The 14,155-nt window shown below is 65.2% G+C and carries 11 protein-coding genes; 6 read left to right on the forward strand and 5 right to left on the reverse strand.

From position 1 onward, the window contains the following. Window positions 1–2: 2 nt before the first annotated feature. From ACKOED_RS08630 to ACKOED_RS08640, 3 genes are read left to right on the forward strand one after another with little or no spacing between them, the layout of a single operon-like run. The gene (locus tag ACKOED_RS08630; protein WP_408916188.1) at window positions 3–1,208 is read left to right on the forward strand and encodes a serine hydrolase domain-containing protein; all 1,206 of its coding nucleotides are present in this window, start codon (window positions 3–5) and stop codon (window positions 1,206–1,208) included. Continuing rightward, window positions 1,205–1,882 (forward strand): alpha/beta hydrolase, encoded by a 678-nt coding sequence (locus tag ACKOED_RS08635; protein WP_408916189.1) that lies wholly within the window; start codon window positions 1,205–1,207, stop codon window positions 1,880–1,882. The genes ACKOED_RS08630 and ACKOED_RS08635 overlap by 4 nt, the downstream gene beginning before the upstream one ends. Window positions 1,883–1,932: 50 nt before the next feature. After that, the gene (locus tag ACKOED_RS08640; RefSeq protein ID WP_408916190.1) at window positions 1,933–3,051 is read left to right on the forward strand and encodes a PQQ-dependent sugar dehydrogenase; all 1,119 of its coding nucleotides are present in this window, start codon (window positions 1,933–1,935) and stop codon (window positions 3,049–3,051) included. A 69-nt stretch (window positions 3,052–3,120) separates the two neighbouring features. On the opposite strand, the gene hutU is transcribed toward ACKOED_RS08640, so the two are convergent. Genes hutU through hutI form a run of 3 tightly spaced genes read right to left on the reverse strand, consistent with a single transcriptional unit; the run spans window position 3,121 to window position 6,725 of the window. Beyond that, window positions 3,121–4,791: a urocanate hydratase gene (hutU, locus tag ACKOED_RS08645; RefSeq protein ID WP_408916191.1), complete on the reverse strand. Its 1,671-nt coding sequence runs from the start codon at window positions 4,789–4,791 to the stop codon at window positions 3,121–3,123. A 12-nt stretch (window positions 4,792–4,803) separates the two neighbouring features. Continuing rightward, on the reverse strand, window positions 4,804–5,535 hold the full coding sequence (gene hutC, locus ACKOED_RS08650) for a histidine utilization repressor (RefSeq protein WP_408916193.1): 732 nt from the start codon (window positions 5,533–5,535) through the stop codon (window positions 4,804–4,806). Next, entirely contained in the window at window positions 5,532–6,725 is a 1,194-nt protein-coding gene (gene hutI, locus ACKOED_RS08655; protein ID WP_408916194.1) for an imidazolonepropionase, read from the reverse strand. The genes hutC and hutI overlap by 4 nt, the downstream gene beginning before the upstream one ends. 48 nt (window positions 6,726–6,773) lie before the next feature. Here hutI and ACKOED_RS08660 point away from each other — a divergent pair, with 48 nt between their 5' ends. Together ACKOED_RS08660 and hutH are read left to right on the forward strand one after the other, a co-directional pair. Next, entirely contained in the window at window positions 6,774–8,144 is a 1,371-nt protein-coding gene (locus ACKOED_RS08660) for a formimidoylglutamate deiminase (RefSeq protein WP_408916195.1), read from the forward strand. Further along, entirely contained in the window at window positions 8,141–9,664 is a 1,524-nt protein-coding gene (hutH, locus tag ACKOED_RS08665; RefSeq protein ID WP_408916196.1) for a histidine ammonia-lyase, read from the forward strand. The genes ACKOED_RS08660 and hutH overlap by 4 nt, the downstream gene beginning before the upstream one ends. Here the strand turns inward: hutH and ccrA are convergent. After that, complete coding sequence (ccrA, locus tag ACKOED_RS08670) at window positions 9,661–10,956, reverse strand: crotonyl-CoA carboxylase/reductase (protein WP_408916197.1); 1,296 nt, start codon at window positions 10,954–10,956, stop codon at window positions 9,661–9,663. The two genes, hutH and ccrA, sit on opposite strands and share 4 nt — an antisense overlap. 145 nt (window positions 10,957–11,101) lie before the next feature. Between ccrA and ACKOED_RS08675 the strand changes: the two genes are divergently transcribed. Next, window positions 11,102–13,084, forward strand: coding sequence for a protein meaA (locus tag ACKOED_RS08675; RefSeq protein ID WP_408916200.1), 1,983 nt, complete (start codon window positions 11,102–11,104; stop codon window positions 13,082–13,084). A gap of 1 nt (window position 13,085) precedes the next feature. Here the strand turns inward: ACKOED_RS08675 and ACKOED_RS08680 are convergent, their stop codons facing one another. Then, on the reverse strand, window positions 13,086–14,006 hold the full coding sequence (locus ACKOED_RS08680; RefSeq protein WP_408916199.1) for a P-loop NTPase fold protein: 921 nt from the start codon (window positions 14,004–14,006) through the stop codon (window positions 13,086–13,088). Between the last annotated feature and the right edge of the window lie 149 nt (window positions 14,007–14,155).

Consider the following 14,155-nt stretch of genomic DNA (forward strand, 5'->3'; position numbering starts at 1 on the left):
TGATGACCTCCTATCGCAATTCCGATCCCCGCCCGCCGATCATGCAGGGCGCGCCGCCCAGCCTGGTTCCGCCGCGCGCCGGCTGGGACCGGCCGCCGTGGAACCGCTGGAGCTTCCAGAACATACGCCAGCTGCTGCCGACCGCCGAGGTCTGGCGCGGCGATGGCGGGGTGCGCGACTTGCCGCGCGCCGAGCGCGATCTTGACGGGCTTGAGGTTGACGCGGTGGGCGGCGGGCGCACCAGCCTCGCCGGGCTTCTCGATGACACCTACACCGACGGCTTTCTGGTTCTGAAGGACGGCCGCATCGTCTATGAACGTTATTTCAACGGCATGGCGCCGCGCAGCCTGCACCTTTCGCAATCGGTCGCGAAATCGGTGACCGCGGCGGCGGCGGGCGCGCTGGCGGGCAAGGGCCTGCTCGATGTCAATGCCGCCGTCACCGACTATATTCCTGAACTCGCCGGCACCGCCTATCGCGGCGCGCGGCTGCAGCATCTCCTGGACATGACGAGCGGCGTCGCCTTTGACGAGACCTATACCGACCCATACTCCGATATGGGCCAGCTCGATGTTGCGGCTGGCTGGAAGCCGCCGCCCGCCAGCACCGACCCTTCGTTCCGCTGGCCGCGCCATGTCTTCGAGCAGATACTGGGCCTTGGCCGGCTGGAGCGCAGGCACGGTGAGCTCTTCGCCTACCGCTCGATCGAGACCGAGGTCCTGGGCTTCTGCATGGAGCGCGCCGCGGGAAAGCGCCTGCCGCAAATCGTGTCCGAGGAAATCTGGGCGCCGATGGGGGCGGAGGAAAGCGCCTGCTTCACCGTCGACGCGGCGGGAAGCGCCTTGGCCGACGGTGGCTTCAACGCCAGCCTGCGCGACTATGGGCGGCTCGGCCTTCTCTATCTCGAGAATGGCGGTGGCGTCGTGCCGCCGTCCTGGGTGGAGGCGACGCGCAACGGCAATCACGCCATCTTCGGCCCGCCCTACACCGAGTCCCTGCCGCGGGGCGCCTACCGCAATTGCTGGTGGATCGAGGATCCGGCGCGCCGCGCCATCTATGCCCGCGGCGTGTTTGGCCAGATGATCTATGTGAACTGGGATTACGCCATGGTGGCGGTGAAGCTGTCGAGCTGGCCGGATTTTCTCAACACCGGCTTCGCCGTCGCCACCCAAAAGGCGTTGCATGTCATCGGAAGGCACCTCGCGTGAGCGACATCCAGGCCAGCGCTGTGATGCGCGCGGAAGTCATCGCCCGGCACGGCCTTCGCCAGACCGGCGCGCTGCCTTCCGCCGCCACCGGCATCGTATTGCTCGTGCATGGCCGCGGCGCCACGGCGGAGAGCATCCTGCAGCTCGCTGACATGATCGCCATGCCGGAGCTCTGCTATCTGGCGCCGCAGGCCGAGGGCTTCAGCTGGTATCCGCAAAGCTTCATGGCGCCCACCGCCGCCAATGAGCCTTATCTGAGCCGCGCCCTGCAGCGCCTCGCGGCCATCATCGCCGGTATTCTGGACAGCGGCATCGCGCCGGCGCGGCTCGGCGTGATCGGCTTCAGCCAGGGAGCCTGCCTCGCCAGCGAAACGATGCTGCGCAACCCGATGGCCTATGGCTTCGCCGGCATCCTCAGCGGCGGCGCCATCGGCCCGCCTGGCACGCCGCGCGACTACCCGGGCTCGCTCGCGGGCACACGCGTGTTTCTCGGCTGCGCGGCGCAGGACCCGCATATTCCGCTTGGCCGGGTGAAGGAAACCACCGCGGCCTTCACCCGCATGGGCGCCAGCGTCACCGAGCGCATCTACCCGGGCTCGTCACACGGCATCAATGAGGATGAGCTCGCGGCGCTGCGCACCGGGCTGCGGCAGATCGCGCCGCAAAGTCCATAATTCCGCCGCCTGCGTAAGCCAGTCCGGTCTCTCACAAAGAGGTTTTGCGCATGAACCGCCGTGCCGTTCTGCTTGCCATGCTTGCCGCCGCCGCGCCCCGCCCAGCGCTGGCGGATCAAATCTATGATACGTCAGCCGGCCCGCTGCGGCTTGAAACCGTCGCTGATGGGCTGGCCAGGCCGTGGTCGCTCGCCTTTCTGCCGGAAGGCCAAATGCTGGTCAGCGAGCGGCCGGGCAATCTCCGTGTGGTGAGTGCGGACGGCAAGGTGTCCGCGCCTGTCGCCGGACTTGCTGCCATCGCGGTGGAAGGGCAGGGCGGGCTTCTGGATATCGCGCTCGACCCCGCCTTCGCGGACAATCGTCTGGTCTATCTCTCCTTCACGGAGCCGCGCGGGGACGGCAACGGCACCAGCGTGATGCGCGGCAGGCTCTCGGCGGATCTCACCCGCCTTGATGGCGTCGAGGTGATCTTCCGGCAGCAGCCCGGCGCCACGGGTGGCCACCATTTTGGATCGCGCCTCGTTTTTGACCGCACCGGCGCGCTGTTCATCACCACCGGCGACCGCAACCTGCGCGAGGCGGTGCAGCGGCCCGATACCCATATTGGAAAGATCCTGCGCATCATGCCGGACGGCGGCGTGCCGCCGGACAATCCAAAGCCTCAGGGCTGGCTTCCCGAAATCTGGTCGATCGGCCATCGCAACCTCCAGGGCGCGGCGCTCCATCCGGAAACCGGCGTGCTGTGGACGGTGGAGCACGGCGCCAAGGGCGGCGATGAACTGAACCGCCCTCAAGCGGGAAAGAACTATGGCTGGCCGGTGATTTCCTATGGCCGCGAATATTCCGGCGCGCGCATCGGCGAGGGCCAGGCCATGGACGGCATGGAGCAGCCGGTTCACTTCTGGGAACCGTCGATCGCGCCCTCTGGCATGGCGTTCTACACCGGCGATCGCTATCCGGGCTGGCAGGGCAACCTCTTCGTCGGCGCGCTGGTGCAAGAGCACCTGGTAAGGGTGGTGATGACCGGCGAAAGAGTGACCGGCGAGGAGCGCCTGTTCGAAGGCGTGGCGCGCATCCGCGATGTGCGCCAGGGCCCGGATGGGTTTCTTTATCTGCTCACCGACGAAAAGGCGCCGGACGGCCGCATCCTGCGCGTGGTGCCGGCATAGGCGGGTTTGCTCCGCGGATACGAAGAGGACGCCACGGTCAAGCCGTGGCGTGATGCGTTGCCTCGGCCCTCACATGGTGATGCCGGGAAGCCGCAGGCCCTGTTGCTTCGCGCAGGCCACCGCATCCGCATAGCCCGCGTCGGCGTGGCGCATCACGCCCGAGCCGGGGTCGTTCCACAGCACGCGCTCGAGGCGGCGGGCGGCGTCATCCGTGCCGTCGGCCACGATCACCATGCCGGCGTGCTGCGAATAGCCGATGCCGACACCGCCGCCGTGATGGAGCGACACCCAGGTGGCGCCGCTCGCGGTGTTGAGCAGCGCGTTGAGCAATGGCCAGTCCGACACCGCGTCGGAGCCGTCGATCATGCCTTCGGTCTCGCGGTTGGGCGAGGCGACGGAGCCTGAATCGAGATGATCGCGGCCGATCACCACGGGCGCTTCAAGCTCGCCCTTGCGCACCATCTCGTTGAAGGCGAGGCCCAGCCGGTGGCGCTGGCCAAGCCCCACCCAGCAGATGCGGGCGGGCAGGCCCTGGAAAGCGATCCGCTGGCGCGCCATGTCCAGCCAGTTGTGCAGGTGCGGGTCATCCGGAATCAATTCCTTCACGCGCTGGTCGGTGCGGTAGATGTCCTCGGGGTTGCCGGAGAGCGCGGCCCAACGGAACGGCCCGACGCCGCGGCAGAACAGCGGCCGGATATAGGCCGGCACGAAGCCCGGAAAGGCGAAGGCGTCCTTGAGCCCCATGTCGAGCGCCATCTGGCGTATGTTGTTGCCATAGTCGAGCACCGGCACGCCCATGTTCCAGTAGTCCAGCATGGCCTGTACATGCGTTTTCATCGACGCCATGGCGGCGGCCTTGACGGCTTGCGGATCGGAGACGCGCTTTTCCTCCCATGCGGCGAGTGACCAGCCGGCGGGCAGATAGCCGTTCACCGGGTCATGCGCCGAGGTCTGGTCGGTCACCGCGTCGGGGCGGATGCCGCGGCGCACGAAGTCCGGCAGCAGCTCGGCGGCATTGCCCAGAAGCCCGACGCTCACCGCCTTGCCCTCACGGTGCGCGCGGCTGACGATCTCCAGCGCCTCTTCGATGCTCGCCGCCTGGGTGTCGAGATAGCGCGTCTTGAGCCGGAACTCGATGCGTGATGGCTGGCACTCGATGGCGATCATCGAGGCCCCGGCCATGGTGGCGGCCAGCGGCTGCGCGCCGCCCATGCCGCCAAGCCCCGCCGTCAGGAACCATTTGCCCTTGAGGCTGCCGCCGTAATGCTTGCGGCCCACTTCGGCGAAGGTCTCATAGGTGCCCTGCACGATTCCCTGCGTGCCGATATAGATCCAGGAGCCGGCCGTCATCTGGCCGTACATCATCAGCCCCTTTTTATCGAGCTCGTTGAAATGATCCCAGGTGCCCCAATGCGGCACCAGGTTGGAGTTGGCGATAAGCACCCGGGGCGCGTCCTTGTGGGTGCGGAAAATGCCGACCGGCTTTCCCGATTGCACCAGCAGCGTCTCATCCGCCTCGAGCCCGCGCAGCCCGGCGACAATCTTGTCGAAGGCTTCCCAGTTGCGCGCCGCGCGGCCGATGCCGCCATAGACCACCAGCTCCTCCGGGCGCTCCGCGACGCCGGGGTCGAGATTGTTCATCAGCATGCGCAGCGGTGCTTCGGTGAGCCAGGACTTGGCAGTCAGTGTCGTGCCAGTCGGGGCCTTGATGACGCGGCTGTTGTCACGGCGGGTGGTCATGGGGTCAGGCTCCTATTGCGAAAGCGCGCCGCGCGCCGTGGTGCGGTGGCGGCTGTAGAGCGCATAGCGGCTGGCGGGATAGGTGAGGGTCGCCACCGTCGCCACCCGGCCCCGGCTCCAGGAGCGGCGGCGCAGCGCCAGGCAGGGCTCCAGCGCGGAAATGCCGAGCAGCCGCTGCTGGTCCGGCGAGGGCAGGCAGGCCTCCACCGTGTGTTCCAGTTCGTCCACGGGCGTGGCGGCCAGCAGCACGGCGGTGGGTGTGGTGGCGGCGAAATCACGGTCGATGAAATCCGGCACCAGCAGCGGGTTCACATAGCGGTCCTCGAGCTGCACCGGAACGCCGTTCTCCTCATGCACGATCACCACATGATGCAGCTCCGGGAGTGTCCGGTCCTCGAATTCACCGGCCATCGCCGGGTTGATGTCGACGCTCGCCCTGGTGATCACCCGCGCTGAATAGCGGTGGCCGCGCTGGGCGATCTCCTCGGCGATGTTGCGCAGCTCGACGAGACTCGAGAGCGCGGGCGCCTCGCGCACGAAGGTGCCGACGCCGGGAACGCGCGACAGAAATCCTTCCGCCATCAGTTCGCGCAGCGCCCGGTTGGCGGTCATGCGGCTGATACGGAAGCTTTCAACGAGTTCGTTCTCCGACGGCACGCGCTTGCCCGGCGCCCAGGCGCCGGAACGGATGTTGCTAAGAATATGATCCTTCACCCTGGCGTAGAGCGGCAGCGCCTCGCTCATGACAGGCTTCCCCGTGCCAGTTCGCCGTTGCGGATCACGGCGCGCAACGGATTGAGGCCCAGCGGATAGGCGAGGTCGCCCGGGCGTTCCGCCGCCCACAGCGCCAGATCGGCCTTCATGCCGGGCGCGATCTGGCCGCGGTCCCTGAGGCCCAGAGCCCGCGCGGCATTGGCGGTGACGCCCATCAGCGCCTCTTCCGGCGTGAGCCCGAACAGCACGCAGGCCATGTTCATGGTGGCAAGCAGCGAATGCACTGGCGAGGAGCCGGGGTTCAGGTCCGTGGCGATGGCGACCGGCACCCGCGCCTGGCGCAGTGCCGCCAGCGGCGGAAGCTGCTTCTCGCGCAGATAATAGAAAGCGCCCGGCAGCAGCACCGCCACCGTGCCGGCGGCGGCCATGGCATCGACGCCGTCCTGGTCGAGATATTCGATGTGGTCGGCGGAGAGCGCCTTGAAGCTGGCGGCCAGCTTCGCGCCGCCGAGATTGGAAAGCTGTTCGGCATGGAGTTTCACCGGCAGGCCATGGGCTTTCGCCGCCGCGAACACCCGCCGCGTTTCGTCGACCGAGAAGGCAATGCCCTCGCAGAAGGCATCAACGGCATCCGCGAGTTTCGCGCCTGCGACCAGCGGGATCACCTCATCGCAGACGAGATCGAGATAGGCCGCGCGATTGTCCCTGAACTCCGGCGGCAGGGCATGGGCGCCGAGATAGCTGGTGACCACATCGACCGGCCGAGCCTGCCCGAGCTTTCGGGCCACCGCCAGCATTTTCACTTCGGTGTCGCGGTCGAGCCCGTAGCCGGATTTGATTTCGACGGTGGTGACACCTTCGGCCAGCAGGCAGTCCAGCCGCCGGAGCGCGGAGACAACAAGCGCGGCTTCCGGCTCATTGCGGGTGGCCCGCACCGTGGCGGCGATGCCGCCGCCGGCCCGGGCGATCTCGGCATAGGAGACACCCGTCAGCCGCTGCTCGAACTCATTGGCCCGGTTGCCGCCATAGACCAGGTGGGTGTGGCAATCCACGAGGCCGGGTGTCACCAGCATCCCGCCGCAGTCGGTCGCCGCGCCGCCCGGCGCATCGGCCCGGCGCCCCACCCAGGCGATCCGGCCGTCCTCGATCAGGATTGCCGCGTCGGCGACCAGGCCATAGCCGCCCTGCAGGGTTGCCGCGGTGAGATTGGTGAGGAGCATTGCCGGAAGCCTCTTGTATAAGGTTGTATATACAGTATAGTTCCAGCCATGCAAAGCGGCAAGTTGCGCTTCTCCTCGGTGCTGACGCCCGATGGCTGGCGCGAGGACATGATCGTCGGTCTCGACCAGCAGGGATTCATCACCGAGGTCGCGCCGGCTGCAGAAGGCCCCGGACCGGAACGTATCGCGGGAATTGCCGTGCCGGCCATGCCGAATGTCCATTCCCATGCCCATCAGCGTTTTATGCTGGGGCTTGCTGAGCGGTCCGGCCCCGGCGCCGACAGTTTCTGGACATGGCGCGAGGCGATGTATGGCTTTGCCCTGCGGCTTTCGCCCGATGACCTCGAAGCGGTGGCGGCGCAACTCTATGTCGAGATGCTGAAGGCCGGTTTCTCGGCGGTGGGCGAGTTTCAGTATCTGCATCACCAGCCCGATGGCGCGCCCTATGCCGATCCCGCCGAGATGAGCCTGCGCTGCCTTGCCGCTGCCGATCAGGCCGGTATCGCCATCACCATGCTGCCGACGCTCTATGCTTTCGGGGGCTTCGGCGGCCAGCCGCCGGCCCCCGCCCAGCGCCGCTTCATCAATGCTGCGGACCAGTTCCTGACCATCTTCGACAGATTGTCTATACAGGTTGCGGGCAACCCGTTGCGGCGGCTGGGCATCTCGCCGCATTCGCTTCGCGCGGTGACGCCTGATCTGCTGCGCGCGGTGCTTGCCGCCGTGCCAGCCGAGGCGCCGGTCCATATCCATGTTGCCGAGCAGGTGAAAGAGGTTGAGGATTGTCTTTCCTCTTGCGGCCTTCGCCCCATCGCGTTGCTGCTGCGCGAGTTCGCCCTGTCCGGCCGCTGGACGGCGATCCACGCCACCCATATGACGCCTGCTGAAACGATGGCGCTCGCCCGGACGGGGGCTATTGCCGGCCTGTGCCCGACCACCGAAGCCAATCTGGGTGATGGCATCTTCCCCGCCACCGATTTTCTTGGCGCCGGCGGACGTTTCGCCATCGGCTCCGACAGCCAGATCAGTGTCTCGCCCGCCGAGGACCTGCGGATGCTCGAATATTCCCAACGCCTGCGAGACCGCACGCGCAACACGCTGGCCGGTGGCCCCAGCCGGTCAACCGGCCGCAGCCTTTATGACGCCGCGCTGGCTGGCGGCGCGCGGGCCCTCAACCAGCCCGTCGGCGCCATTGCCCCGGGCTACCGCTGCGACATTGCCGTCCTTGATGAGGACCACCCATTGCTCGCCGGACGCGCCCGGGACCAGGCGCTCGACACCTGGATCTTTTCGGGCGGAAATCAGCTGGTGAAACATGTCTACGTGGCCGGCCGCCCGCTGGTCACCGACCGCCGCCACACCAGCGAAGACCACATCGCGCGGAATTTCCGCGCCGCCCTGAGGAGGCTTGCCACATGATCATAATCGGTGACCGCCCGCTTGATCTTTCTGACATCCGCGCCGCCCTGTCGGGCCCGATCGAGCTGGGCATCTCGGACAAGGCGCGGGGCCTCATCGCCCGCTCGGCGGAGACGGTGCGCCGCCTGCTCGCCACCGGCGAGGCCATCTATGGGGTCAACACCGGCTTCGGCAAGCTGGCGAAGACCAGGATTCCCGGCCCTGATCTTGACCAGCTGCAAATCAATATCGTGCGCTCGCATGCCGCCGGTGTCGGCGCTGCGCTGTCGCCCGCCGTCACCCGCCTTGTGCTGCTGCTCAAGGTCAATGCGCTGGCGCAAGGCGCTTCGGGCATTTCGCTGGCGGCGGTTGAGGCCCTTGTGAGCCTGATTAACGCCGATATTCTGCCAGTCATTCCGGGGCAGGGCTCGGTCGGCGCGTCGGGTGATCTGGCGCCGCTCGCGCATATGAGCCTCGTGCTGCTGGGGGAAGGCGAGGCCGTTGTAAATGGCGCGCGGATGAGCGGCGCCGCCGCGCTCGGGACGGCGGGGATTCAACCAATATCGCTCGGGCCCAAAGAGGGGCTGGCGCTGCTGAACGGCACCCAGGTCTCGACCGCGCTTGCCCTGGCGGGCCTCGTTGCCGCCGAACGCAACGCCGCCGCGGCCATCTTGGCCGGCGCCCTGTCGGTCGATGCCGTGATGGGCTCCGATACGCCCTTCGATCCGCGCATCCACGCGCTGCGGCCCCATCCCGGCCAGCTGCTGGCCGCCGCGCATTACCGCCGCCTGCTGGCGGGCAGCGCCATCCGCGCGTCGCATCTCAGCGGCGATGATCGCGTGCAGGACCCTTACTCTTTCCGCTGCCAGCCGCAGGTGATGGGCGCCTGCCTCGATCTGCTTGGGCATGCGGCGCGCACGCTGGTCATCGAAGCCAATGCGGTTTCCGATAATCCGCTGGTGTTCGCCGGGGATGGTGCGGTGCTTTCGGGAGGTAATTTCCACGCTGAACCCGTCGCCTTCGCGGCCGATATGATCGCGCTTGCCGTGGCCGAAACCGGTTCCTTGTCGGAGCGGCGGATTGCCGCGCTGATCGATTCCTCGATTTCGCTGCTGCCCGCCTTCCTGATCCGCAATCCCGGCCTCAACTCCGGCTTCATGGTGCCGCAATGCACCGCCGCGGCGCTGATGAGCGAGAACAAGCAGCTGTCGCATCCGGCCTCGGTCGATTCCGCGCCCACCTCAGCCAACCAGGAAGATCACGTCTCGATGGCAACCCACGGGGCGCGGCGGCTTCTGGCCATGAATGCCAATCTCTCGCGCATCCTCGCGATCGAACTGATGGCGGCCGCCGAAGGCATCGATTTCCGCCGCCCCCTGCGGACGTCCCAAGCACTCGAGGAGGCACATGCCCTGCTGCGCGCCCATGCTGCCAGGCGCGAGGGAGACCGCGAATACGCCACCGATACCGTAGCCGTGGCCCTCCTCAGTGAGCACGGCCGGCGGGACAGATTCGTTCCGGGCCTGCTCGCCGGTCTCTAGGCCGAGGCCGCCTCTATCGCGTCATCCAGCGTGCGCAGCCCCGGAACCGGCGACGAAACCAGCACCGCCATGTTGCCGGGGCGGTGCTCGTTCTTCCACATCTTCATGTGCGCCTTCGGGATATCGGCCCAGGCATAGACATCAGACATGCAAGGGTCGATGCGCCTGGCCATCACCAGCTTATTGGCGGCCGCCGCCTGCATCAGATTGGCGAAATGCGAGCCCTGCACGCGCTTCTGGTGCATCCACAGATAACGCGCGTCGAGCGTGAGGTTGAAGCCCGTGGTGCCGGCGCAGATCACCACCATGCCGCCGCGCCGCGCCATCAGCACCGAGACCGGAAAGGTCGACTCGCCCGGATGCTCGACAACCATGTCGACGTTGTTGCCCTTGCCGGTGAATTTCCAGATCGCCTTGCCGAATTCGCGCGCCTGCTTCAGCCACTCATTGTATTCGGGCGTGCCCACTTCGGGCATCTGCCCCCAGCAGGAGAAACTCTTGCGGTTGATGACGCCCTTGGCGCCCAGCGACATCACGAAATCCGTCTTGTCGTCATCCGAGATCACGCCGATGGCGTTGGCGCCGGTGGTGGCGATGAGCTGGATGGCCATCGAGCCGAGCCCGCCGGAGGCGCCCCACACCAGCACATTCTGGCCCGCTCCCAGCACATGCGGCTTGTGGCCGAACAGCATGCGATAGGCGGTGGCGAGCGTCAGCGTATAGCAGGAGGCTTCTTCCCAGGTGAGGTGCTGCGGCTTGGGCAGCAGCTGGCGGGCCTGTACCCGGGTGAACTGCGCGAAGGATCCGTCCGGCGTCTCATAGCCCCAGATGCGCTGCGAGGGCGAGAACATCGGGTCGCCGCCATTGCATTCCTCGTCGTCGCCATCGTCCTGGTTGCAATGGATGACCACCTCGTCCCCAACCTTCCAGCGCTTGACCTTGGAGCCCACCGCATAGACGATGCCAGCCGCATCCGACCCGGCGATATGGAAGGGGTTCTTGTGGCCGTCGATGGGCGAGATCGGCTTTCCGAGCGCGGCCCACACGCCATTGTAGTTGACGCCCGCCGCCATCACCAGCACGAGGCATTCATCCTCGCCGATGGCCCAGGTGGGAACCACCTCCACCTGCATGGCGGACTCGGGCGCGCCATGGCGCTCCTGCCGGATGCACCAGGCGTACATCTTGGCCGGCACATGGCCGAGCGGCGGGATCTCGCCAACCTCATAGAGGTCCTTGACCGGCTGATTGGCATTGGCCGGAACGGCGGATCTGGCGGCTGCGGAGGTCATGGCGTCATCTCCTTCGGAATGCTTCGCAGATAATAGCCGACAGCCCGTTTCCTTGCACCGCAACAAAAGGAGGGGGTGAGGCAACATGGCTCTGGCCCAAAGTCGAGGTTGCGGCGCCGCCGCGGCCCATGCGATTTTCTTCGCCATGACCATCACGCGTGACAAACCCTGGCTGTTCCGGACCTATGCCGGCCATTCCACGGCCTCTGAGTCAAACAAGCTGTTCCGCACCAACCTGTCCAAGGGGCAGACCGGGCTTTCAGTGGCCTTCGACCTTCCCACCCAGACCGGCTATGATTCCGATCATGTGCTGGCCCGCGGCGAGGTGGGCAAGGTGGGCGTTCCCATTTCGCATTTGGGCGACATGCGCACGCTGTTCGAGGCCATTCCGCTCGCCCAGATGAACACCTCGATGACCATCAACGCCACGGCGGCCTGGCTGCTCGCCCTCTATGTCGCGGCGGCCGAGGAACAGGGCGCGCCGCGGGCAAGCCTCTCCGGCACCACCCAGAACGACATCATCAAGGAATATCTCTCGCGCGGCACCTATGTCTTCCCGCCAGGGCCTTCGCTGCGGCTGATCGGCGACACCATCGCATTCTCGACCCGCGAATTGCCGAAGTGGAACCCGGTGAATGTCTGCTCCTATCATCTGCAGGAGGCGGGTGCTACGCCGGTGCAGGAGCTCTCCTATGCGCTGGCGACGGCAATCGCCGTGCTCGACGGCGTCAGGGCTTCGGGCGCGGTGGCCCAGAAGGATTTTCCGGAGGTGTTCGGGCGCATCTCCTTCTTCGTCAATGCCGGCATCCGCTTTATCACCGAGCTCTGCAAGATGCGGGCCTTCACCGAATTGTGGGACGAGATCGGACGCGAACGCTATGGCATCGCGGAGGAAAAGCATCTCCGGTTCCGCTACGGCGTGCAGGTGAATTCGCTGGGCCTGACCGAGCAGCAGCCGGAAAACAACGTCACCCGCATTCTCCTCGAAATGCTGGCGGTGGTGCTGTCGAAGAATGCGAGGGCCCGCGCCGTGCAGCTTCCGGCATGGAACGAGGCTCTCGGCCTGCCGCGGCCATGGGACCAGCAATGGTCGCTCCGCATGCAGCAGATCGTGGCCTATGAGACGGACCTGCTCGATTATGGCGACATCTTCGACGGCTCCACCGAGATCACCCGCAAGGTCGAGGCGCTGAAAGAAGAAGCGCGCGCCGAACTCGCCCATGTGCTGGCCATGGGCGGCGGCGCGTCCGAGGCGGTGATCGCCTACATGAAGCAGCGGCTCGTCGAGAGCAACACGGCGCGCATCAATGCCATCGAGACCGGCGAGACCAGGATCGTCGGCGTCAACATCTTCACCACCAGCGAAACGTCGCCGCTGTCAGCGGGTGCGGACGCCATCATGACGGTGAGGGACGATGTCGAATATGAGCAGATCGAACGGCTGAAGGCCTGGCGCGCCGCGCGCGGCGGCAAGGCCGCGGCGGCGGCGCTGGCGGAACTCTCACGCGCCGCAAGGGAAGGCCGCAACATCATGGAGCCGTCGATTGCGTGCGCCAGGGCCGGTGTCACGACCGGCGAATGGGGCGGCGCCCTGCGCGCGGTGTTCGGCGAATACCGGGCGCCCACCGGCGTGGCGCTCGCCATGCGCGCCGAGGGCGGCGAAGGCCTCGCCGGTCTCCGCGCCCGCGTGAAGCGGCTTTCCGAACGCATGGGCGAGACGCCGCGGCTGATCGTTGGCAAGCCCGGCCTCGACGGCCATTCGAATGGCGCCGAGCAGATTGCGGTCAGGGCCGCCGACACCGGCCTCGAGGTGATCTATGAGGGCATCCGCATGACGCCAGAACAGCTGGTGAAGACCGTGCAGGAGCGTGACGCGCATATTCTCGGCCTCTCGATCCTCTCAGGCAGCCACGTGCCGCTGATCCGCGAGGTGATACAGCGGCTGCGTGCGGCGGGGCTTGGCCATGTGCCGGTGGTGGCCGGCGGCATCATTCCGGAAGGCGATGTCAATGTGCTGAAGCAGCTGGGCGTCGCCGCCCTCTATACGCCGAAGGATTTCGACATGAACCGCATCATGGGCGATCTGATCGGGCTGATCGAAAAGAAGGCGGATGAGAAGGCGGCGTGAGCTAAGGGGTCATTCGCTCAACGACTTCTTTCGCCAAGAGTGGTACCAAGTCATTCGGCTGCTCCACCCCAGCATTTAATAGATAATTGGTAAGGGTCATCTGATGATCGGAAAGCTGAGGATTGCCAGGCAATGACGTGCTCCGCAGCAATAAGTTCCAAGTCTCGTAATCGCTCTGCACACTCGATCTCAATCTAGTATCCATCTTGAATCCCAAAAATTCTTCGACTTCATCGAACCTCAGTTTGCCTGACAATGCCTTTTGGTAAAGATCCGGCCTCGCAACTTTCATGCAGCAGAGGCCAGTCACGACTGTTGGTAAAGCAGCTCGATTTGTAGCAGAAAACGCACTCGCAATGATAATCCTTGAATGAATACGTTCTATTGTTCTTAAACTTATTTTGTTAAGTGTTGCTATTCTCTTGAATGCGTCTATTCCAGCATTCATTCGGTCTGCCGCCTCGTTGCTAAGTCTGGCATTCTTGTATAAGTGGCTGATGTACGTCGCTTGCTTTCCAGTGCGATAGTCCTGTTCACCTGTGTCCATAACCAACGATACAGTTATGAATTTTTGAAGATAGACCTGGGCGTCCTCAGCGCTCTGCCCATATAGAGTCTGAACTGCGTTTGATAACTGTTTCTGGTGGACTCCTAATATGAAGTGAACATTGGGAACAGACATAAAATGCTTTATCCGCTCCAGTAGCGAGAGCGCGAAGACAGGACGGCATCGATCGAGCTCATCGATGATGAACACCAATGGACGCGGATCAGTATCAGAAACAGAGAGCAATGCCGGCAGTCCTTCGAGAGTTGAACGGAAGTCTTCAATAACCTGCTTCTGCTCAGTCGGCCTTTGAAGAAAATTCTCCATGAGGACTGTAGCAACGTCAACTGCCTCGCTCTGAATGTCGTCTTTCAACTCTTCAAAGTCCGCCAGTCCTAGAGCATTTTTCTTTTAGACGTCACCATATCCTGCGGCTCTGAAGTAGTTTGAGCATTCTTGTGGTTGGAAGTCCTGAAGTATGATCCCGATTCTTTGGCAGGTCGCTTCGATGGTTCTTTCCTTGG

Source organism: Aestuariivirga sp., from assembly GCF_046093005.1.
Classification (GTDB): Bacteria; Pseudomonadota; Alphaproteobacteria; order Rhizobiales; family Aestuariivirgaceae; genus Aestuariivirga.

Excerpts from the sequence above, each read along its gene's own strand:
- ccrA (WP_408916197.1), bottom strand. The coding sequence starts at position 10,956 with ATGACCTCCGCAGCCGCCAGATCCGCCGTTCCGGCCAATGCCAATCAG.
- hutU (WP_408916191.1), bottom strand. The coding sequence starts at position 4,791 with ATGACCACCCGCCGTGACAACAGCCGCGTCATCAAGGCCCCGACTGGC.
- hutH (WP_408916196.1), top strand. The coding sequence starts at position 8,141 with ATGATCATAATCGGTGACCGCCCGCTTGATCTTTCTGACATCCGCGCC.
- ACKOED_RS08630 (WP_408916188.1), top strand. The coding sequence starts at position 3 with ATGACCTCCTATCGCAATTCCGATCCCCGCCCGCCGATCATGCAGGGC.
- hutC (WP_408916193.1), bottom strand. The coding sequence starts at position 5,535 with ATGAGCGAGGCGCTGCCGCTCTACGCCAGGGTGAAGGATCATATTCTT.
- ACKOED_RS08675 (WP_408916200.1), top strand. The coding sequence starts at position 11,102 with ATGACCATCACGCGTGACAAACCCTGGCTGTTCCGGACCTATGCCGGC.
- ACKOED_RS08660 (WP_408916195.1), top strand. The coding sequence starts at position 6,774 with ATGCAAAGCGGCAAGTTGCGCTTCTCCTCGGTGCTGACGCCCGATGGC.
- hutI (WP_408916194.1), bottom strand. The coding sequence starts at position 6,725 with ATGCTCCTCACCAATCTCACCGCGGCAACCCTGCAGGGCGGCTATGGC.
- ACKOED_RS08640 (WP_408916190.1), top strand. The coding sequence starts at position 1,933 with ATGAACCGCCGTGCCGTTCTGCTTGCCATGCTTGCCGCCGCCGCGCCC.